This window comes from Beutenbergia cavernae DSM 12333 (assembly GCF_000023105.1).
GTDB classification, from domain to species: domain Bacteria; phylum Actinomycetota; class Actinomycetes; order Actinomycetales; family Beutenbergiaceae; genus Beutenbergia; species Beutenbergia cavernae.
In genome coordinates this window covers 77,872-98,399 of sequence record NC_012669.1, presented here as the reverse complement: position 1 = coordinate 98,399, position 20,528 = coordinate 77,872, and the positions used below count along the sequence as shown (strand labels likewise).

At 72.9% G+C, this 20,528-nt stretch carries 19 protein-coding genes and 1 pseudogene; 7 read left to right on the top strand and 13 right to left on the bottom strand.

Annotated features, from left to right (window positions below; genetic code table 11):
• Positions 1-99: 99 nt before the first annotated feature.
• A complete protein-coding gene (aztD, locus tag BCAV_RS00465) occupies positions 100-1,434 on the bottom strand; it encodes a zinc metallochaperone AztD (RefSeq protein ID WP_012725135.1) in 1,335 nt (444 codons plus the stop codon).
• A 170-nt stretch (positions 1,435-1,604) separates the two neighbouring features.
• Between aztD and BCAV_RS00460 the strand changes: the two genes are divergently transcribed.
• Positions 1,605-2,159, top strand: a complete 555-nt coding sequence (locus BCAV_RS00460) for a YceI family protein (protein ID WP_012725134.1) — start codon at positions 1,605-1,607, stop codon at positions 2,157-2,159.
• Positions 2,160-2,163: 4 nt separating this feature from the next.
• The gene (locus BCAV_RS00455) at positions 2,164-2,679 is read left to right on the top strand and encodes an ASCH domain-containing protein (protein WP_012725133.1); all 516 of its coding nucleotides are present in this window, start codon (positions 2,164-2,166) and stop codon (positions 2,677-2,679) included.
• A gap of 71 nt (positions 2,680-2,750) precedes the next feature.
• Here the strand turns inward: BCAV_RS00455 and BCAV_RS00450 are convergent, their stop codons facing one another.
• Positions 2,751-3,512: a class I SAM-dependent methyltransferase gene (locus BCAV_RS00450; protein WP_012725132.1), complete on the bottom strand. Its 762-nt coding sequence runs from the start codon at positions 3,510-3,512 to the stop codon at positions 2,751-2,753.
• A 402-nt stretch (positions 3,513-3,914) separates the two neighbouring features.
• Between BCAV_RS00450 and BCAV_RS00445 the strand changes: the two genes are divergently transcribed.
• Positions 3,915-4,472, top strand: coding sequence for a GNAT family N-acetyltransferase (locus tag BCAV_RS00445; protein ID WP_012725131.1), 558 nt, complete (start codon positions 3,915-3,917; stop codon positions 4,470-4,472).
• An 11-nt stretch (positions 4,473-4,483) separates the two neighbouring features.
• On the opposite strand, the gene BCAV_RS00440 is transcribed toward BCAV_RS00445, so the two are convergent.
• The 3 genes from BCAV_RS00440 to BCAV_RS00430 all read right to left on the bottom strand — a co-directional run bounded on the left by BCAV_RS00440 (position 4,484) and on the right by BCAV_RS00430 (position 10,694).
• Positions 4,484-5,326, bottom strand: a complete 843-nt coding sequence (locus tag BCAV_RS00440; protein ID WP_012725130.1) for an alpha/beta fold hydrolase — start codon at positions 5,324-5,326, stop codon at positions 4,484-4,486.
• 68 nt (positions 5,327-5,394) lie between these two features.
• Entirely contained in the window at positions 5,395-6,393 is a 999-nt protein-coding gene (locus tag BCAV_RS00435; RefSeq protein WP_012725129.1) for a DNA-3-methyladenine glycosylase family protein, read from the bottom strand.
• Positions 6,394-6,608: 215 nt separating this feature from the next.
• The gene (locus BCAV_RS00430; protein WP_012725128.1) at positions 6,609-10,694 is read right to left on the bottom strand and encodes a S8 family serine peptidase; all 4,086 of its coding nucleotides are present in this window, start codon (positions 10,692-10,694) and stop codon (positions 6,609-6,611) included.
• Positions 10,695-10,806: 112 nt separating this feature from the next.
• On the opposite strand from BCAV_RS00430, the gene BCAV_RS00425 reads away from it, so the two are divergent.
• Entirely contained in the window at positions 10,807-11,772 is a 966-nt protein-coding gene (locus BCAV_RS00425; RefSeq protein ID WP_012725127.1) for a helix-turn-helix domain-containing protein, read from the top strand.
• A gap of 598 nt (positions 11,773-12,370) precedes the next feature.
• On the opposite strand, the gene BCAV_RS00420 is transcribed toward BCAV_RS00425, so the two are convergent.
• From BCAV_RS00420 to BCAV_RS21960, 3 genes and pseudogenes are all read right to left on the bottom strand, one after another.
• On the bottom strand, positions 12,371-12,916 hold the full coding sequence (locus tag BCAV_RS00420; RefSeq protein WP_012725126.1) for a hypothetical protein: 546 nt from the start codon (positions 12,914-12,916) through the stop codon (positions 12,371-12,373).
• Between the two features lie 11 nt (positions 12,917-12,927).
• Positions 12,928-13,407: a hypothetical protein gene (locus BCAV_RS00415; RefSeq protein ID WP_043346348.1), complete on the bottom strand. Its 480-nt coding sequence runs from the start codon at positions 13,405-13,407 to the stop codon at positions 12,928-12,930.
• A 921-nt stretch (positions 13,408-14,328) separates the two neighbouring features.
• A pseudogene (locus BCAV_RS21960) lies at positions 14,329-14,529 on the bottom strand (helix-turn-helix domain-containing protein); the annotation flags it as partial.
• 91 nt (positions 14,530-14,620) lie between these two features.
• Between BCAV_RS21960 and BCAV_RS00405 the strand changes: the two are divergent.
• On the top strand, positions 14,621-15,400 hold the full coding sequence (locus BCAV_RS00405; protein ID WP_012725125.1) for an aminoglycoside phosphotransferase family protein: 780 nt from the start codon (positions 14,621-14,623) through the stop codon (positions 15,398-15,400).
• Here BCAV_RS00405 and BCAV_RS00400 read toward each other — a convergent pair.
• Positions 15,393-16,037, bottom strand: a complete 645-nt coding sequence (locus BCAV_RS00400; RefSeq protein ID WP_012725124.1) for a hypothetical protein — start codon at positions 16,035-16,037, stop codon at positions 15,393-15,395. The two genes, BCAV_RS00405 and BCAV_RS00400, sit on opposite strands and share 8 nt — an antisense overlap.
• Entirely contained in the window at positions 16,034-16,429 is a 396-nt protein-coding gene (locus BCAV_RS00395; protein ID WP_012725123.1) for a hypothetical protein, read from the bottom strand. Before BCAV_RS00395 ends, BCAV_RS00400 begins: the two co-directional genes overlap by 4 nt.
• 57 nt (positions 16,430-16,486) lie before the next feature.
• Here BCAV_RS00395 and BCAV_RS00390 point away from each other — a divergent pair, with 57 nt between their 5' ends.
• On the top strand, positions 16,487-17,713 hold the full coding sequence (locus BCAV_RS00390) for a PEP/pyruvate-binding domain-containing protein (RefSeq protein WP_012725122.1): 1,227 nt from the start codon (positions 16,487-16,489) through the stop codon (positions 17,711-17,713).
• Positions 17,714-17,747: 34 nt separating this feature from the next.
• Positions 17,748-18,347 (top strand): histidine phosphatase family protein, encoded by a 600-nt coding sequence (locus BCAV_RS00385; protein ID WP_012725121.1) that lies wholly within the window; start codon positions 17,748-17,750, stop codon positions 18,345-18,347.
• Between the two features lie 7 nt (positions 18,348-18,354).
• Here the strand turns inward: BCAV_RS00385 and BCAV_RS00380 are convergent, their stop codons facing one another.
• The 3 genes from BCAV_RS00380 to BCAV_RS00370 all read right to left on the bottom strand — a co-directional run bounded on the left by BCAV_RS00380 (position 18,355) and on the right by BCAV_RS00370 (position 20,417).
• Positions 18,355-18,678: a YciI family protein gene (locus BCAV_RS00380; protein ID WP_012725120.1), complete on the bottom strand. Its 324-nt coding sequence runs from the start codon at positions 18,676-18,678 to the stop codon at positions 18,355-18,357.
• 42 nt (positions 18,679-18,720) lie between these two features.
• A complete protein-coding gene (locus BCAV_RS00375) occupies positions 18,721-19,329 on the bottom strand; it encodes a dihydrofolate reductase family protein (RefSeq protein ID WP_012725119.1) in 609 nt (202 codons plus the stop codon).
• A gap of 119 nt (positions 19,330-19,448) precedes the next feature.
• Positions 19,449-20,417 (bottom strand): AraC family transcriptional regulator, encoded by a 969-nt coding sequence (locus tag BCAV_RS00370; protein ID WP_012725118.1) that lies wholly within the window; start codon positions 20,415-20,417, stop codon positions 19,449-19,451.
• Positions 20,418-20,528: the final 111 nt, after the last annotated feature.

Below are 20,528 nucleotides of genomic sequence, written 5' to 3'. Positions count from 1 at the left end.
CCTGGGTGCTGGCGTGAGCGTGCACAGCGTGGCACACCGGTCGCGACGACGGACCGGGCGGCGCAGGGGATGCGACCGCCCGGCCCGCGTCACCCGGCGTCAGTGGTCGTGGCCGTCCTCGTGCTCGTCCTCGTGCTCGTGCTCCGCCGACGCGCCCGCCTCCACGTCCCCCGACACCCCGGCGATCTCGTTCGGCGTGACGCCAAGCTCCGCGCTCTGCCAGACCTCGCCCGTGGGGACGTCGACGGCGAGCACCCGGTTCGTGGCCGGGTCGGTGACGTACACCGAGCCGTCGAGCGTGAGGATCGCCGGCCGCGGCGACTGCCACTCCTCCGGCTCCTCCCAGGGCTCGATCACCGGGATGGAGGCGGTGAGGTCGCCCGTCGCCGGGTCGATGACGTGGACCTGGCCGTCGGTCCCGAGAACGAGCGCCTCGCCGTCGTCGCCACGGGCGAGGGAACGGAACGTGTAGCTCGCGGGCAGGTCGACGAGGCGCATCTCCCCGGAGCGCGTGTCGACGAGGGACACGCGGGTGGGCCGCTCGAGCTCCGCGTCACGGTCCGACTTGTAGTCGCCCAGCACGATCGGCGACGCCTCGCTGCCCGCCTGGTTGCCGATCCTGCCGTAGGCGTCCGGGCTCGCGACCTTCGTGACGACGCCGTCGAGCACGACGAGCACGCCGTCCTCGCAGCCGACGACGACCGCCTCGTCAGCGGCGACGGCCTCGCCGTGCACGCCGGGGCACTCGTCGGACGCGGCGATCTCCTGGCCGGCGGCGTCGAGCACGCGGATGCCGGTCCGGGCCTCCTCGGTGCCCTCCGAGACGACGAGCGTGCCGTCGGAGAGCTCGACGGCGACGCCGTGGTGCGCCGACGGCGTGGTGTGCTCGCGGTCGACGTCGCCCAGCGCCACGTCTCCAGAGCCGGTGACGACGACGTGTCCCGTGGCGTCGTCGAACAGCGCCGTGCGCCCGTCGTGGACGACGACGTGGCCGGGCGTCCCTGCCTCGTAGACGACGTCGGTGAGCACCGGCGGCGCCGTGTAGTAGTGCGCGTGGTCGCCGTGCGCGACCGCCCACGCTCCGGCGTCGAGCACCTGGAAGCCGCCCGACGTGGAGACGACGAGGTGGCGGCCGTCGCCGGCCGGGTTGAGCCGGTTGAAACCGGCGAGCTCGATGTCGTCGACCACCTCGAGGGTGGCGGCGTCGAGGACCTGGATCCCGCCGTCGTACGTGACGGCGAGGCGCGGGGTGGCGGTGGCTGCCTCGGTCGCGTCGGACGTCGGCGCCTCCTCGGTCGCGGCGGGCGCCGCGCCGTCGTCGCCGGTGCCGCCCTCGCCCTCGGTGGCGCAGGACGCGAGCAGGACGGCCGGGAGGACCAGGCCCAGTGTCGTGGCGACGAGGCGTCGCCGGTGGAGTCGGGCGTCAGATGTCATCGGTGGACCTTCGTGACGGAGGAGCAGGACGTCGAGCACGCTATCAGTAACGAGAGTCATTCTCATTCATGGCCGAGACGCGCGGGACGTGGCACGGCCGCGTGCGACCCTGAGCCGCGGAAACCTGTCAGACTGTGCCGGCCCACGACTACCGGACGTGCGAGGAGACCATGGACGAGTCATCGGCGAGCCTGCTGGGCGACTGGGACTTCGATCCCGCGCACACGCGGATCGGGTTCTCGGCGAAGCACGCGATGGTGACCACGGTCCGTGGCGCGTTCAACGACGTCACGGGCTTCATCCACGCGGACCTGGAGGACCTGAGCCAGTCCTCCGTGAACGTGACGCTCGGCGCAGCGAGCGTCGACACGCGCAACAGCCAACGTGACGACCACCTGCGCAGCCCCGACTTCTTCGACGTCGAGAAGTGGCCCGAGATCACGTTCGTGTCGACGAACATCGACCAGATCGAGGACCAGGACTTCGCCGTGTCCGGCGACCTGACGATCCGCGACGTGACGCGCCAGGTCATGCTCCCGATCACGCTGATCGGGGTGCAGCAGGACGCCACGGGGTCGCTGCGCGCCGGGCTGGAAGGCTCTCGGCGGATCAACCGCCGCGACTTCGGGCTCGAGTGGAACATGCCGCTCGACGCCGGAGGCCTCCTGGTCTCCGAGCGCATCACTCTCGAGTTCGAGATCTCCGCGATCAAGCGCGCCGAGTAGGACCGTGGGCACGGATCGCACGCCCGCCGCCGCTCTCGACGTCGCGACGGCGACGCGCATGTGGCAGGCGTACGCGGAGGCCCGACCAGCCGCCGTCGCCGCCTGCCCGGAGTACACGGTCGAGCGGTTCGGCGACTCGGCAGCGCTCGCGGACGAGCTCCTGAGCTGGGTGCTCGGCGGCGGGAAGCGGGCCACGTCCGAGCTCGTCGCCGAGTTCGGCGCCCGTGGTGACGACCTCCCGCGCATCGGCTCGCACTGGATCGCGTGCGACGGCGCCGGGACGCCGCGGGTGATCCTGCGGTCCGTGGAGCTGCGGATCGGCACGATGGACTCGGTCGACGAGGACTTCGCCGTCGACGAGGGCGACGGCACCCGCGAGATCTGGCTCGAGGAGCACAGCGCGTACTGGACGCGGACGTGCGCGGCGCGAGGCGCCGTGCTCACCGGCGACGACGAGGTCGTCTTCGAGCGTTTCCGCGTCGTCTGGCCACCGGAGCACGCGGACCCCGACCTCGCCTGACCCCTTCACGAGAGGATCTCTGCGTCACCGCGAGAGGATCTCTGCGTCACCGCGAGAGGATCTCTGCGCCGTCAGGGCTTGCGGGCCTCGATGAGGAACCGGGACGAGTGCGCGACGAACGGGCCGTTCGTCTGGATGAGGTCGTGCAGCTCGCGCAGGCGGTCGCGGTGAGCCCCGACGGTGAACCCGGGCACGATCCAGATGACCTTGCGCAGGAAGTAGACGACGGCACCGACGTCGCGGAACTCCATCCGCAGCCGCTCGAGGCGCACGTCGACGACGTCGAGTCCGGCCGCCGTCGCCGCCGCCACCGCGTGGTCGGGATGGCGCGAGAGGTGCGCCTCCTGCGGCTGCGGGCCTAGGAAGAACTCGCTCAGCTCGAACACGCTCGACGGCCCGACCTCCTGCGACAGGTACGTACCGCCGGGAGCGAGGACGCGCGAGATCTCCGTCCAGTGCGCGCGCACCGGGTGGCGGCTCGTGACCAGATCGAACGCGGCGTCCGCGAACGGGAGGGGTGGGTCGTCGTCGTCGTCCGCCACGACGACGACGCCGAGCGGGTGCAGCAGCGCCGTGGCCTTGGCCACGTTGGGCGGCCAGCCCTCAGTGGCGACCGCCAGGGGCGGTTTGGTCAGGACGCCGGCGAGGACCTCGCCGCCTCCGGTCTGGATGTCGAGCGTGGCGCTCGCGCGGGCCATCCGCTCGCCCAGGAGGCGCGCGTATCCCCACGAGGGGCGCTCCTCCGTGGCGCGGCCGTCCAGCCATGAGAAGTCCCAGCCCTCGACCGGCTCGGAGGCGGCCTCGGCGACGAGCTCGTCGAACGTGCGGTCCATGCTCCAGATGCTCGCAGCAGGGCCGACGCCGGTCACGGGCTTTGCGGACGCGCAGCGGAGTGCTCAGCGGAAGATCGAGGAGCGATGGACCCACCCGTCGCGCTCCCAGTGCACGTCACGGGGCCGTCACGGTCGTCACACGGAAGGCGACGGCGACCGTTCGCGGCGTCGGCCAGGGAGGCCGCGGCGGGGTGGGTGGGGCGCGGGCGGCGCATCCCAGTCGATCGGAGCGCTGGTCATCGCGGGTTCCGCATCATTGACGACGGCGTCATGCCGCGGCACCGTATCCGCCGATGGCGCTCGTTCGACGGAGTTCCCGTGATCGCCCGACGGACGGTTCGCGCACGTTCCGCCGAGGCCTTTCGCGACCCGGCGCGTCGCCCGGGGTGGAAGGATGCCGTGATGCCCGTCGAGCTCCGACCCTGGCGCCCCGAGGACGCCCCGCACCTGAGACGCGCCCGTGCGACGAGCCCGGATCTCGCGACGCAGCTCGGCGCCGTCGACCTGTCGACCGACGAGGCGTGCTCGGAGTTCATCGCCGGGCATCTCGGGCTGAGCACGACGGCGACGCACCATGCGATCGTGAGCGACGGCGTCGTCGTCGGGAACGTCGGCCTCACGCACATCGACCGCCGGCACGACACGGCCTGGGTGTCGTACTGGCTGTCGGCGGCGGCGCGTGGGCGAGGGCTCGCGGCCCCCGCGGCGGCCACCGTCGCCCGCTGGGCGTTCCGCGATCTCGACCTGTACCGGCTCGAGCTCGGGCACCGCCTGAACAACCCCGCGTCGTGCCGGGTCGCGACGGCGGCCGGCTTCGTGCCGGAGGGCGTCGAGCGGGCGAAGCTGCGGTACGGCGACGAGCGGTTCGACGTCGAGACGCACGCGCGACTGCGCACCGACGTCCCGCCGGCGCTCGAGAAGCTCTCGTTCACGCCGCCGGTGCCGGCCCTGTCGGGCTGACGCCTCCGGCGCTACCGCACCGCCGGATCCCGTCCGCCACGGGGCAGCCGCAGCACGCGGGACACCCCTGGGGCCTCGGGATCGTCGACGATCTCCACGCCGTCGAGCCAGCTCGCGACGACGTGGGCCAGCTCCGCCGGGTGGGAGAAGTTCACGACGTGGGCAGCACCCTCGATGACCACGACCGTGACGTGGTCCGGCGCCAGACGACCCACCTCGCGCACGCGCCAGGGCGGGGGCATCAGCGGGTCCCGCGTGCCGATCACCGCGAGTGTGGGCACCGGCGTGCGAAGAAGCCGCTCGAGCGACGGGAAGCGCGTCAGCTCGCGGAAGAGCCGGAACGTCGACGGGAGGCCGAAGCGCACGTAGTCGGGCACCACGATGGTCGCCATGCGTGGGTTCTCGCGGACGGCGTCGCGACCGAGCTGCCGCAGGGCGCGCGCCAAGGGCTGGTTGTGCACGCCGCCCGCGGGTGACACGAGAACCGCTCCCGCGACGCGGTCCCTCGCCTCGTGCGCGACCTCGAGGATGACGGGACTGCCCATGGAGTTGCCCAGCAGCACGACGCGCTCGAGCTCCAGCTCGTCGAGCAGCCCCAGCAGGCCGTGCGCGATGGCCGGGATGTCGAGCCCGGGACCCCATCCGACGCTGCGCCCGTGCCCCGGCAGGTCCGGCACGAACGTGGTCCAGCGGTCGGCGAGGAGCTCCGCCGTCGGCATCAGCGAGACCCCCGAGACCCCGAAACCGTGCACGTGGACGATCGGGACGGTGCCGGGGACCTCCGGGCCGAGCCGCACGAAGACCGGACGCTCACCGACCGTGACCTCGCGTTCCTGCCAGCCGATCGGGCTCATGTCCGCATGCTCGCAGAGGAGCGCGCTCCCGGCATCGCCTGGCCGGCATTTCACCCGCCGTGGGTGAACTACCAGCGGCGGTGGCGCGGGACCGCCGCCCGGGGCGCGCGCCGGGGCGGGAACCCGTACGCGCGCAGGAGCAGGCGGACCACGCGCTGCCGGTGTCCCGCCCACGGCACGAGGAGCTCGGCCATGCCGGCGTCGTCGACGGCGGAACCCGTCAGAGCCCAGCCGACCGCGGCCGGCACGTGGAGGTCGCCGAAGCTCGGCGCGTCCGGATCGCCGTGAGCGCGCTGCAGGGTCTCGGCGGCCGTCCAGGCGCCGACGCCCGGGAGGGAGCGCAGGCGGCGCGACGCCTCCGGCCCGCCGCGGCCGAGCGCCAGGGTGCGCTCCAGCGCCGGCGCGACGGCGGCCGCCCGGGCGATCATCGCTCCGCGCGTCTCGCTGATGCCGGCCCGACGCCAGTCCCAGACGGGCACCCTGCGCCAGCCGTCGGCGTCGGGCGCCACCATGAGCCCGCCGGGCGCCGGACCGTCCGGACCGCTGCCGGGCGCTGGCACACCGTGCTTCCGGACGAGCGTCCGCCAGGCGCGGTGCGCCTCGGAGCTGTGGATGAGCTGCTCGAGCACGGCCGGGGCGAGCGCATCGAGCACGCGGGACGTGCGGGTGAGGCGCAGTCCGGGCTGCCGCCGTCGTGCCTCGCGGACGGCGGGGTGCGCGGCGGCGTCGAAGTCGGAGACGTCGTCGCCGGCCCCGCACAGCTCGGGCACGGAGGCGACCGCCCACTCGGCGCCGGCGCCCCATGCGTCGGCGTGGACGACGGCGTCGCGCGCCTCGATCCGCAGCGTGGCTGTTCCGTGGGGTGTGCGCAGCGCGACCCAGCCGCCGCGCGGACCGAGGGCCACCGTCGGGTCGTACGGGCCGTGGCGCAGCGGGGCGAGCGTCGCGCCGAGGTCGAGCGGGCCGCGGGGGTCGTACGTCGTCGAGGCGGCGGGAGCCGCGCCGCGCTCGCGCGGGGATCCCAGGTCCTGCGGGACGCCGTCGTCGACGATCGGGAGCGTGGCCACACCTCCACGGTAGGCCGACACCGCTCCGACCGTGTGACGAGGGTCCCGGGCACGCCGTTCGGGACCCTCATCACACGGTCGGTGGGACCGGACGGACCTGGGGCCGATCAGAGCGGCACACCCCGAACGGCGGCCGCCGCGCCCGGGGAGGGTCCGGGCGCGGCGGGTCGAGGCGTGACGGGCGCGGCCGGGGCAACCCCGCGCACCCGCCGCCCTCACCCCTGCGTCGAGCGCGCCGCGAACCGGCGTCGGAGCAGCACCCCGCCGGCGACGGCGGCAGCGGCGATGAGCACGAGCAGGCCGATGCTCGCGCCCGTGCTCGGCAGGGAGCCAGACGGGCCGTCGCCGTCAGGGGCAGGGCCGGCGTCGGTGGGGTCGCCGTCGCCGGGCCCGGGCACGCCCGGGTCGCCCGGGTCGGTCGGGTCGGTCGGCTCGGGTCCCGGGTCCACCGGCTCCTCCTGCGCCGGTGCGGCCACGAACGCCGTGGCGATCTCCTGGCTGAAGGCGTTCCCGGCCTCGTCCGCCGCGGTGACCCGCAGCGACACCGCACCGCCGGCGTCGGGCACCGGCACCGCGGCGTCGAACGCCCGGACGTGCTCCCGCTCGCCGACGAACGCGGCCGTCGGCGCGAGCGTTCCTGACCCGGCACCGGCCTCGGCGAGCTCGAGCGGCTGCCACGTGGCGCCGTCGTCCGTCGAGTACTCCGCGGCCACGGACGTGAGCGGTGCGGCGCCGGCGGCCCCGGCGAGGTGGCCGAGCTCGAGGCCGAGCGGCACGGGCTCGCCGTACGCCCTCTCGCCGCCGACGGTCCCGTCGATCGCGGCGTCGACGTCGTAGAACGCCTGAATCATCGGGAGCACCGCCTCCTCCTGGCTGGCCGAGGAGTCGAACTCCCACTCCGTCACGGTGGACGTGGACGTCGGGATCACCGAGGCGTCGTGCGTCGTCGTGTTCACGAACCGGAAGCGGGACTCACCCGCCGGGAGGTCCCACACAGTGAGGCCTTGGGCCGCCTGCTCCTTCACGAGAACGCCGTCGACGTACAGCTGGCCGTTCTGGGAGAAGCCGGGCATGCCGGACCACGTGTCCATCGCCCCGGTGTGCTGCACGCTCCCGCCGTCGGCCCAGCCCGGCACGTTGATCTGCACCGCGTCGGCCTGGCGGAACGGCGCCCAGTACCCGGCGCCGACGAACGGCCGCACGATCGGGGCGAACCAGGAGGCCTCGAGCTCCTCACCGGGCGCGTAGGACCGCACGACGTCCCGCACGCTCCACGTCGAGTCGACGTCGAGCACGTCCTGGTACCACCGCGCGTCGGTCGTGCTGACCCACTCGCGCCGCACGCTCGGCCGCTGGGTGGCGAACGGGAAGCCCTGACCCACATCGACGCCCGGCGCGAAGTCGTACCGGAACTCCCCCACGAGCCGGTCCTCGGTGCCGTGGTACGTCGTGGTGATGAGCGCGAGGTCGTCGGCGATCTTGGTCGGGTTCTCGGGGATCTCGCCGTCCGTGTAGAGCAGGACGTCGTACACGTCGTCGGCGACCGGCTTCCCGACGGCGTCGAGCGTCACCTCACCGGCCGCGAGCGCCGCGAGCAGCGCCTCGCCGCGCTCCCCGCTCACGACCACCACGGGCAGCGGCGCGTCGTTGCCGAGCTCGTCCCCGTACCACTCGAACACGTCCTCGGGCTGGACGACGACGAGCAGCGACGACCCGGCGGCCGCCGCGTTCACGGCGCGCTCCGGCGGGCTCACCTCGGCCGAGCCGCGCACGACGGCGATCCCGCCGTCCAGCGCGACGCCCGCGACGTCGTCGGCGCTCCCCGTCCCGAGATCGGTCGCCGGGCCTGAGACGTCGCCGTCGAGGTACGGCGCCGCGACCTGCTCGACAGGTTCCAGGTTCGTGCCGTCCAGCGTGAGGGTGACGCGTGGCTCGCGCAGGCGCCAGCGCGTGGTGAACCCGAAGCTCTCGGCGCTCTCCGCGACCAGCGGCTGCGCCAGCAGCTCGTCCACGAGGATCGGGATCATCGCCGAGCCCATCATCCCCTCGACGCTGTAGTCCATGCGGCGGTTCTCGAACGCCAGACCGTCGCGCCCGACGTCGACCGTCACCGGGTCGGCAGCCCGGACGTCGAGGTCCACCACCGTGTCGCCGTCGAGCACGATGTCCGGGTCGCCGACCAGGGCGACGGCGTCGACACCGGGCGCCGTCTCGACGTCGGGAAACGCCATGGCGCTGTACCGCCCGGCGGGCAGGCGCAGCGTGGTCTCGCCGTCGACGGGGATGCTCTCGGCGCTCTGCGTGTCGAGGTTGAAGAACATCGCGTACAGCGCGGCCGGCTGGCCGTCGATCCCGGTGGCGCGCAGCGTGAGGTCGTAGCGCTCCGCCTCGGTGATCATGCCGATCGAGGTGCGCGTCACCGGTTCGCCGGCCACGGAGGCGACGAGCGTGCCGGACAGCTGCTGCCCCGGCTCGATCGCGCTGTGGTCGCCGCTGAGCGTGACGGACGCCGTCCCGTTCGCCGGCACCGTCACCTGGTTCTGCGGCAGCACGACAGCGTCCTCGGCGGCGAGCGCGCCGGGTTCGATGCCGCCCCCGCCGTCGCCGTCGCCCGGGGTCTCGACGGCGACGGTCAGTGCGAGGTCGAGCGTCACGTCGGCGTCGGACCGGTTCGTGAACGTCACCTCGCGCTCGAGCGGCCCGGAGGACTCGCCCCAGGGCAGCATCCCGAAGTCGGCGCTGCCGGTCGCGAAGACGTCACGTTTGACGACGGCGAGCGCGTCGACGACACCGCTGCCGGCCTGGTACGCCGTGAACCCGAGGTCGGTCGCCGAGCTGACGAGGAGGTCCTTGAGCTGCGCGCCCGTCAGCGTCGGGTCGGCCTGGAGCGCGATGGCGGCAGCACCGGAGACGTGCGGCGTCGCCATCGAGGTGCCGTCCATCGTCGTGTACGCGCCCTCGCCCGGGGAGTACTGCGAGCGGGCGGCGGTGATCTGCGACCCGGGTGCGCTGACGTCCGGCTTGAGCGCGCCGGAGCCGGAGAGCGGCCCCTGGCTCGTGAACCAGGAGAGGTCGCCCGTGAGGTCGTCGATCGAGCCGATCGTGAGCGCACCCGATGCCGCGGCCGGCGACCCGATCGTGCCCGGGGCGCCGTTGTTCCCGGCGGCGACGACGAACAGCGTGCCCGTCTCGGCGGTGATCGTGTTGAGCGCCTCGGACATGATGTCCGTGCCGTCGGACGCCTCGCGGCTGCCGAGGCTCATGGAGACGACGTCGGCGTTCGCCGCGCCCCACTCCATCCCGGCGATGATCCACGAGCTCAGGCCCTCGCCGACGTCGGACAGCACCTTGCCGACCAGGAGGTCGGCACCCGGTGCGACGCCGCGGTACGCGCCGTCGGACGCGGCGCCCGAGCCGGCCACCGTCGACGCGACGTGCGTGCCGTGGCCGTTGACGTCCTCGACGCCCTCCCCCGGCACGAAGCTCTGCGTCTCCACGACCACGTCGGCGAGGTCCGGGTGACCGGCGTCGACGCCGCTGTCCAGCACCGCCACCCGGACGCCCGAGCCATCGAACCCGGCGGCCCACGCCTCCGGTGCGTGGATGTACCCGACGCTCGTGTCGAGGTACGCCTCGACCGGGGCGTCGAGGTGGATCGCCTCGATGCCACCGGCGAACGTCGCGGCGCCCGCACCGAACGCCTGCGGGCCGGAGGTCAGCTCCGCCCACGCCTGCTCGGCGGCGTCGCGGTCCGCGCCGCCCGCCGCGCCGCCGATGCTCGACAGCGCCAGCTCGAGGTCGAGCCCGGTCACAGGTGCGGCGCTGAACCCGCGCGCCTCGGTGTACTCGACGATCACCGGCGTCGCGTCGACCGACGCGTCGTCGAACCCGTACTCCACGAGCTGCGTGACGTCGAACAGGTCGTCGTCGAGCGCCCCGGCCGCGAGGTACGGGAGGGCAGCCTCCGGGACCACGTGAATGTCGCCGTCGGCCACGTACGTCTGGACGACGGCGCCAGGGTCCACCGGCTCGACGTCGACCGTCTGCGTGCCGTCGGCCAGGTTCGTCAGGGTGACGACGTCGCCCGTGATGAGGGTGACGGTGTGCCGACCGGCGGTGCCGTCGGCCGAGACCGCACCCGGCCCGGCTCCCGGCGGCTCGCTCGTCCCGGAGCCGTCGTCCGGTTCGGCGGAGGCGAGGGCGGAGGACGAGAGCACGACGGCGGTCGCCGCGAGCCCTGCGAGCAGCGTGCGGCGCTGGTGGCGGGCACGCGACGAGGTGGGGGTGGACGGAGCGCGCACGGGTGGCCTTCCAGATACGAACGGCGGAATGGACACAAAGTGCCACAGGGCTGGTGCAGCATGGGTGTCGTCTTTCCGCCATGGCGGATGCTCGACACGGGAGTGGGCGCACATGCTCGAAGGGATCGGGCTGGACGAGGAGTCCGCGCGCGTCTATCGCGCCCTGGTGGAGCGGCCGTCGTCGACGTCCGCGGAGCTGGCGCCGGACGTCGGGCTCGCGCCGAGCCGGGTCGCGGAGATCCTGGGAGCGCTGGAGACGGCGGGTCTCGCCGCGCGGCAGGGTGCGGACTCCGAGCGCGCCGTCGCGTCACCGCCAGGGGTAGCGCTGCGCGCGCTGCTGGCGGAGCAGGAACGGCGGCTCGACGCCGTCCGCTCCGACCTCGTCGACCTCGAGGCCGTGTACCGCGAGGCGCTCGCCGGGCGCACGGTGCCGGACGTCGTCGACCTCGTGCTGGGCGCCGACGCCGTCCGGCAGCGTTTCGCGCAGCTCCAGGCCGCGGCGGGTCAGCAGGTGCGGGCGTTCGTCCGCTCCGACGTGCCGTTCGTCTCCGCGGAGGAGAACGCCGAGGAGGAGCGCGCGCTGCTGCGGGGCGTGCGGTACCGCGTGCTCGTCGAGCGCGGCGTCCTGGACAACCCGCGCTTCCTCGCGGCCGCCCGTGAGGCACTGCCGTACGGCGAGTACGTGCGAGTGGCGCCGACGCTGCCGACCCGCCTGCTCATCATCGACGACGACCTCGCGCTCCTGCCGATGCGCCGACCCACCGACGACCGCTACGGCGCGATCCTGGTCCACCCGTCGAGCCTGCTCGACCTGCTCGTGGAGGTGTTCGAGACGACGTGGTCCCGGGCCGCGCGGCTCACCGACGAGGGCGAGCCGGGCGCCGTCGACAACCTCGAGGAGCTCGACGGCTCCCTGCTGACGCTCCTCATGGTCGGCCTGACCGACTCGCGGATCGCGAGCCAGCTCGGCGTCTCGACGCGCACGGTGCAGCGGCGGGTGAGCGCCCTCATGGACCTCACGCGCGTCGCGACCCGGTTCCAGCTCGGTGCCGAGGCCGTGCGGCGCGGCTGGGTCTGACGCGGGCCGGATACGGTCGTTTGCGGTCGCGCCACGTCTTGCGGAGCGCGAAGATCGTCCGGCCCTGCACGGCCGCGTCCAGGTCTGGCGTACATACCGTCCCAAGAGCGAAAGCTACGACCTCCGCAAGGAGATCAGCGGCGATCTACGCGGCCGGACTACAACGGGACATCAGGTGCTTCGAGTCGCACGCGCGCCCCTGCCGCTGCTGCCTGTCCGAGCTCGCGCAGCCGGGCGAAGTGTTCCTAAACCGTTCGTCACGGGCCAGGTGCGCGGAGGCGTGCTGGAAACGCATCACCAGATTTGATCTGGGACTGCGTCCGCTCGTGCGCGACCCGCTTCCACGATACGAGGACAGGGTCACCCTAGGACGTCGGCGGTGGTCTTGCGGTAGCAGCCGACCGCCTCGAAGCAATTGGCGCGCGTGGGAGCGCCTACGCCTCGACCGAGCCACCGGCATGAGCGTGAAGTAGCGCGACCACGCCGACCACCCCATGGCCGTCCTCATGGACCCCGACGGCACCGAAGGCGAGGCGAACTCCTGCAAGCGCGGAGAACCTCTTCCCTACGCGGCGCCGCCCGACGGGCTATCTCCGGATCACCAGTAGAAGGTTGCGTGCTCCCGTGCCCACTGCACGGCGTGCTCCACTTGATCCTCGTCCTCGAAACGCATCGTCTCACCGTCCGGGGCTTGCACCAAAGTGACCAACACGGGTCCCCACCCGCGCTCTGCGCTCGGATGCTCGTGTATCAAGTCCACCGGCTGCAGCCCCGCCGCGGCGAACCTTGTCGCGAGAACAGCACCCAGTTCCTCGCCGCGAGGGGTGCCGTACAGGATCCGCCAGGGATTGGCGGATCGTGGCTTCTCCCGGACATGCGCAGCAAATGGCCGCAAGGCCTCAGCGGCCCCGCGCCGGATCGCGTCGGCGCTGGTGACGGCGTCCGGGTTCTCGGCCGCTGGACCCTTGCGCTCGTCGTGATCGTCGTGCGGAGCCTCCGCGGGTTCGTTGTCGATGTGCCCAAGTTCGGCTAGCCACGCGCGCTGCCGCTCTGCAGCGCGAGTGGCCACCTCGTCGCGCCACTTCCGTCCGCCAGGCGACGGTCCGAATCCCAGCCCGACTCGTCGGTGCGTCCGTTGCGTCATGAGGCCGCTCCTCAACTGCTCGCCTCTCCGTTCAGACACAGTAACGCGCCTGCGAGCAGCACGGCTGACAGAACGATCTGAACCCGGGTTGCGACTCTCACCCATCCAATGATTGCTTCGTTCCTCCGGAGGCACTCGGCACGTGCCGCAGCTAGGTCATCGTGATCCATCGCCGCCAACACACTCTCGCGGGCGAGCTCCGCGCCCGCGAAGGCTGCCGCGGCCCGGCGCCGCTCTGTGCTGCGGTCTGCAAGACCGGTCCGATTCGGAACGTTCACCTGGTCCAGCTGCAAGACGACAAGCGCGCTACCAATCACGAGCGCTAGGCCCGCTAGCAGCCAGCTCGTCCAACGTCCCTCCTCCCGCGGTAGGGCGTCGACGGTGAGCGCAGCACCGAGCGCTGTCATGAACGTCACTAGGAGCTTCATCGCGTCCGCTTGGCTTCGCAAGAGACCAGTTTCTGCGTAGAACTCTTCCTGCCCTGTCGGCATCCCCGGATCATGCCAGACGGGTCGTCGGCTTCGAGAACGCCACGCTCGCCAGGCTCTTCTCCCTGCCGCGAGGTCGCGGCGCCGGCGGGCGGTGCACCCACCGGTCGAGGCCGTGGCGCTGAGTCTGGGCTGCGCTTCGGTCGGCCCGAACGCGGGTCGCTACCGTCTAGCGGTCGATGCCCGTCGCCTCAAGTTCGGCGGCCAAGGCTCGTCGTCGTTCCGCAATCTCGCTGAGCGAGCGTCCGTCGTCGTGGTCGCTTCGGGAAGTCGCGTCACGTTGTGCGTCATCGACAGCCGCCTGGCTGCGCAAGTGCGCCCGGCGTCGCGCTGACGCCCTCGCCACCGCCTTCTCACTGACGGCAAGCGGCGCACGAACGACGCCTTCTTCCGCGGCCTCTGCCACTGACGATCGGGACCACGTGGTCGAGGGTCGCAGGCCGAGAAACGAACGCTGGGTGACTCCGCTCCGTCTTCCAGTTCGGATGCATCGGAATCAGGTCCGGGTAGAGGCGCGCGAGCAGACGCATGACCGGCGTGGAGATCGACTTCTCGCCGCGGTAACGGCACTGATAGGCGTCGCGGGCATAGACGCGGGCGATCACAGCGATCCCTGGTGGCCGTCGAGACCGGCGCGGATTCGGATCGAACGCGATCTCACGCAGCGTCCCGCGAACGACCACCTGCTCGCCCGCGACGAGATGCTGCAGTGCCCGCTCGAGTAACTCGGGGTGCGGATCGTCGATGCGTCGCGGTCGGTGACCGCCGCGCTGAGGCTCGAACCGACCGACACTCTGCTCAGACGCCCCGCCACATGATCCTCAATCATCTCGTCTCGAGCAGCTCCACCTCATCTACTGCGGTGTCCTACGTGCGACGGGGCTCGGATCTTCCACCGTCTCAGCCAGCACGCACCGCCAGTCAACCCGCGTCGCCCTCGGCGGCGTAGCCGTCGATCCAGGTCTTCACGCACTTACGCGACACGCCCATCGCGGCAGCGATGTGCGCTTGGCCCCAGCCCGCCCGGTGGCGCTGGACGATCAGCCGACGACCGTGAACCGTCAGACGGGCACTACTCGTGGGACACGAGAACCTCCGGGTTGGAGTGAGCCTTAGACAAACCACATCCCATTCGGAGGTTCTCCTTCGTTCAACCAGGCTCGCCGCCACCAACCTCCTGGCCGGGTACAGCTAGCGGGCCGGATACGTTGCCTGCATGAGCGACGACGCCGAGGTGCCGCTGAGCGGAGGGTTCGCGAACACGGTCGTCAAGCGCGGCGACACCGTCCGGCGCAACACCGGCCCCTGGACGCCGACCGTGCACGCTCTCCTGCGGCACCTGCGCAGCACCGGCTTCGATCTGGTCCCGGAGCCGCTCGGCATCGACGACGACGGGCGCGAGATCCTGGGGTTCCTGCCCGGTGACGTCGCGTGGTGGCCGTGGCCACCCGTGCTCCAACGCGACGAGGGCATTCGGGCGGTGGCGTCGGCCGTCCGCCAGATGCAGGCGGCGCTGCGCACCTTCGACGAACCCGCAGACGCCGTCTGGCACGGCGGTCCGCGCACGGACGCCCGGCACCAGATCAGGCACGGGGACCTGGCACCGTGGAACACGCTCTGGGTCGGCGACCGCCTCACGGGGATCATCGACTGGGACACCGCAGATCCCGCGCCGGCCGGCTGGGACGCCGCGCAGGGTGCCTGGTACTTCGTGCCGCTGCGCCCCCTCACCGGCTACCGCACGGCCGGGCCCGCCCCGACGATCCGCGAGCGCGCCCACCGGTTGGCCGTGTGGTGCGACGAGCTCGGCGAGGACCCCGCTCACCTCCTCGACGTGCTCGACGACGTCCAGCGCTACGAGCGAGACCGCATCCGCGAGCGCGGCGGCGCGGGCGAGGAGCCCTACGCGACGTTCCTCGCCAAGGGCGCCGCCGACGACGTCGAGCAGGAACGCACGTGGCTCGCCGCGCACCGGGAGGAGCTCCTCGCTAGCTGACACACGGCTCGGCGCCGCGATCGATGCCGAGGGTCGCGACGAGGTCCTCGTGCAGCTCGAACCACACGCGGTGGCACGAGTCGACGTCGGTGCCGTCCACCCAGCTGTCGTCGCCGGCTCGCACGCGCCGGAGCGCCGAGCCGAATCGGGCGTCGTACCCGCGGAAGCGGGTGAGGACCGCCTCGAGGCGTGCGGCGAGCGGGCCGACCTCCGTGTCGAGCGCCGCGAGCTCCCGGACGACGCCGGCGTCCCACTCTTGATCCGTGTGGTCGTTCGCCGCGAGCCGCCCTCCGGGAGCCGGCCGCAGCTGCCAGTCGGTGCACGCACGCTGGAGGCGGGCGTTGAGCGGGAGGAAGTCCCGGTACACCGCCCGGACGTCGTCGCCCCGCCCGGTGGCGGCCAGCTCGGCCGCGAGCGCGCGCTCATTCTCGGCGCGGCCCGCGTCCGTGAGCGACCAGCCCGCGAGGTCCGCGAACGCGGCGCGCCTCACCCACCCGCGCGCCTCCGCGTCCTCGAGCGCCTCCGTGGCCGCGGCCGTGCCGAGCCCGACGCGGTCGGCGAGCACCGGTGTGTCGGCGAAGCCGGTGATCCGGACGGCGTGCAGGGCCAGCAGGTCGGCCGGTGACTCGCGCGTCATGGGGCATCGCCGGCGCGGGCCGTCAGCCGGTGGAAGTGCTGCTGGCACGCCTGCGGCGAGTTGAAGCCCAGGGCGTCGGCGATCTGGGCCCACGTCAGGCCGGCGCCCCGCGCCGTGAAGAGCAACCCCGCCTCGATGCCCTCGACCTCGTCCCGCGCCGCGGGCAGGAGCGCGAGCGCACGCAGCAGGTCCGCAGGGTCCAGGTCGGCGGCTCGCCAGAGCGCGAACTGGGCGAGGTCCACGGCGGACGGCGGCACGGGTGCCGGCCTCCAGGGCCGGTCGTCCAGCTCGTCGGCGCCGAGCTCGAGCAGGCGTTCGCGCGCCCGCTGCTCGACGCCCGCCCGGGCGTGGTCGCTCTGCGCCGCCTCGGCGAGGTCGTCCTTGCGTGGCATGCCACGATCCTGCAGACTCAACGAATTGTTGTCAACGCGACGTTGAGAGGTGAGGGCGTGCTGCTCCGGGACGCCACAGCGACGGCGGGAGGAGGCAAGGCCGGCGCGCTCGGCACGCTCGTGCGCGCGGGCCTTCCCGTGCCGGACGCCTTCGTGATCCCGTTCGACGCCTGGCGCGACGCCGTCCGCCGTCTCGACCTGCCGACGTCGCCACACGGGCCTGGCGCCGCCGCGGCTCGGCGAGCGATCGCTGATGCTCCGCTGGACCCGGCGTTGGTCGAGGCGATCGCACGCGGGCTCGAGCGGCTCGGCGACCCCCCGGTGGCCGTGCGCTCGTCGGCGGCCGGGGAGGACACGGCGCACGCCTCGGCGGCGGGAGCGCACGAGAGCGTGCTCGCCGTGCGGGGGGTCGCGGCGGTCGCCGACGCAGTCCGTGCCTGCTGGGCGTCGCTCCTCTCCGCACGCGCGCTGGCCTACTGGGACGCGGCCGGTCCCGGGCTGCCCGCGGGGGACCCCGAGATGGCCGTCCTCGTCCAGCGGCTCGTGGACGCGGAGGTCTCGGGGGTGCTGTTCACGCCCGACGACGACGGCGACGCCACCCGGATCGAGGCCTCCTGGGGACTCGGGCCGAGCGTCGTCGGGGGCACCGTCACGCCGGACGCCTACCTCGTCGCCGCGGGCGGGGAGGTCACGAGCACGATCGCCGACAAGCGGACGCGTCAGGACCGCCGCGGGACGCGGCTCGTCGTCAGCGATGTCCGGCACGACCTTCGGCACCGACCGGCGCTCGACCACGCGACGGTCACCCGGCTCGCCGGGCTCGGGCACGCCGTCGCCGACGCGCTCGGCGGTCCGCAGGACGTCGAGTGGGCGCTCGCGGACGGCGAGGCGTGGATCCTGCAGGCCCGGCCGGTCACGGCCGCACCTCCGCGAGGACCGGCCGTCGCCACGGAGCGCGGACCCGCCGTCCTGACCGGGACCCCGGGGAGCCACGGGAGCGCGACAGGCACCGCGCGCGTCGTCACCGGTCCCGACGACTTCTCCCGTGTCGCCCCCGGCGACGTCCTGGTCTGCCCCTGGACGGATCCGGCGTGGACGCCGCTGCTCCGCATCGCCGCCGGCGTCGTCACCGAGACCGGAGGGGTGCTGTCCCACGCCGCGATCGTGGCCCGCGAGCGCCGCATCCCCGCCGTCCTCGCCGTCGCGGACGCCACGACGAGGATCCGCGACGGCGGCACCGTCACCGTCGACGGTACGGCGGGCACCGTCACGACCCTTGCATGACGCTGGTCCCCACCACGCCGACCGAGAGGGCCCCATGGCCACCCGACACCTCTACCTCGCACGACACGGCGACGCCGACGCGTTCGGCGAGCTCACGCCGTCGGGGCGACACCAGGCCGCACTCCTCGGCGAGCGCCTCGCCGGGGTGCCCGTCGACGCGCTCTGGCACTCGCCGCTCCCGCGCGCGGTCGCCAGTGCGCACGAGATCGCCCGGCACCTCTCGGGCGTCCCCGTCGCCGAGGCCGCCGAGCTCGTCGACCACATCCCGTACGTGCCCGAGCCGGACGAGCTGCCCGACGCCTGGGCGCCGTTCTTCGACGGCATGGACGCTGCCGAGGCCGCCGCGGGCGCCAGGACCGCCGACGCGCTCGTCGCCCGGTTCGCCCGGCCCGCCCCGAGGGACGCCGACCTCCACGAGGTCCTCGTCACGCACGCCTACCAGATCGCGTGGCTCGTCCGGCACGCGCTCGACGCCCCGCCCGCGCGGTGGCTGGGGCTCGACAGCGCGAACGCCGCGCTCACCGTCATCGAGCACCGCCCCGGTCTGCCTCCCGGCGTCGTCATGGTCAACGACATGAGCCACCTGCCCGCCGAGCTGCGCTGGACCGGCTTCCGCGGCGTCGTCAGGCCGTAGGCCAGCGTCACTGGAACGGGCGGACCTCGATCTTCCGGTCGCAGACCTTGGACGCCTCGGCGGCGAGCCTGAGGGCCACGTCCCGATCGGGGACGTCCCACACCCAGACGCCGGCGAGGTACTCCTTCGTCTCTACGAAGGGCCCGTCGCTGAGCACCGCCTTCTCGCCCCGGTTGTCGATGACCGTGGCGTCGTCGGGGTCCGCGAGTCCGCCCGCGAACACCCAGTAGCCCCCCGCGATCAGTCGTTCGTTGAACGCGCTAATGGCGGGCCGCCGGTCCGTGCTGCCGGGAGCGCTCTTGTCATCGATCACGGAGACCAGGTACTGCATCCGACATACCTCCTGTGGAGTCGCGACCCCGCGGTCCGGTGGTCAGTCCGTCGCATACCGCGGGCGCCCGGCGGGCCGGTAGACCTGGATCGTCACACCCTTCGAGTCGACCCGTGACTCGATCATGTCGAGGGCACGATCGGGACCGGTGTCGGGGAACAGTCTGGCGCCCTGGCCGAGGATCACCGGGATCGTGATCAGCGTCATCTCGTCGACCAGGTCGTTCGCCAGCAGCCACCGCGTCAGGGCGCCGCTGCCGTGCACCTGCAGGTCGCCCCCGACCTCGGCCTTCAGCTCACGGATCGCCGTCGCGAGCTCACCGCGAAGAACTGCCGTGCCCTTCCAACGCGCTGCAGCGAGAGTTGTCGAGGCAACGTACTTGGGTGCCTCGTTCAGGGCGACCCCGATGGGATGCGCACGCATCGATCCGAGCGATCCCCAGGAACCGGCGAACATCTCGTAGGTACGCCGGCCGAAGAGGAAGGCCGCGGCGCGTTGGTAGGTCTGCGCGATGAAGGCCCTGGTCTCGTCGTCGCCCGCCCCACGGGCCCATCCGCCGCGCTCGAACCCGCCTCTGCGGTCGTCCGACACGGCGCCGTTCCCTTGCATCACTCCATCGAGCGTGACCTGGGTCATGGTCGTCAGCTTCATGTTCGCGGTTTCCTCACGTCGGCGCCGCCCCTCGCGGGCGGCCTCACCCCTGCTACGAGCACGGCCGCCCGGATCCGACACCGCCACCTGGACTTCTCGGGGGCTTGTCCGCCGCGTCGTCAGGCCCTGAGCCGACGCCGCCAGACGCCGGGGGCCTCCCCGACCTGCCGCTTGAACGCCCGGTTGAACGCCGACTCCGACTGGTACCCGACGGCGCTCGCGGCCTGCGCGACCCCCGAACCGCTCTGGAGCAGGCGCGCGGCCAGCTGCAGGCGCCAGCGCGCGAGGTAGGTCATCGGAGGGACGCCGACGTACGCGGTGAATCGTTCAGCCAGCGACGAGCGCGACATGCCGACGTCGCGCGCCAGGTGCTCGAGGGTCCACGGCTCCGCGAACCGGCCGTGCATGAGACGCAGCGCCGAGCCGATCTCGCGGTCGCGGAGACCGGCCACCCAGTTCCGCGTGTCCGCCGGCAGCCCCTCGATGTGGGTCTTGAGCGCCTCCACGAACATCAGCTCGGAGAGCTTGGCCAGCATCGCCTCCTGCCCGGCGTCCCGTTCGTCGCTCGCCACGATGGCCGCGTCGAGCAGGCTCGTCATCCACCCCCAGCTCCGCTCCGACACGGGAGCGTGGACCATCCTCGGCAGGGAGTCGAGCAACGGGTTGAACGGGCCCTTGTCGCACGCCAGGTAGCCGCAGACGATCCGGCACCGGTCGGCTGCGGCGTCGCCGGTGATGTCGATGACGAACGGCAGGGCTTCGTTCACGGGGCGGTAGTACCGCGACGCGTCCGGCTGTCCCCGCATCCCCGGCGCCGAGGCCAGGATGTTCGCCTCCCCCGACGAGAAGATCACCATCTCCCCGGCCCGCAGCAGCACCGCCGGCTCGGGCTCGTCCACTGCCTCGACCCAGCAGGAACCGGACGTGAGCACGTGGAACGCGATCAGGTGATCGGCGTCGACGGCGACCTTGGCGGCGATCTTGTCGGTCGGCGGGCTCTCGGCGACGAACGGCGACCGAGCCTCGATGTCGAAGTACACGGCACCGGTCAGGCGCACGGCGAGGAGCACGTCGGAGAGAACGTCCACGGCACACCTCCCGGACGCTCGGGCACCCGTCCTGGACGACCAGCGACGACCGCGCGACGACCCGGATGAACGGGCAAGACCCTCGGGGTCCTGGGCATTCCGGCGCCCTCG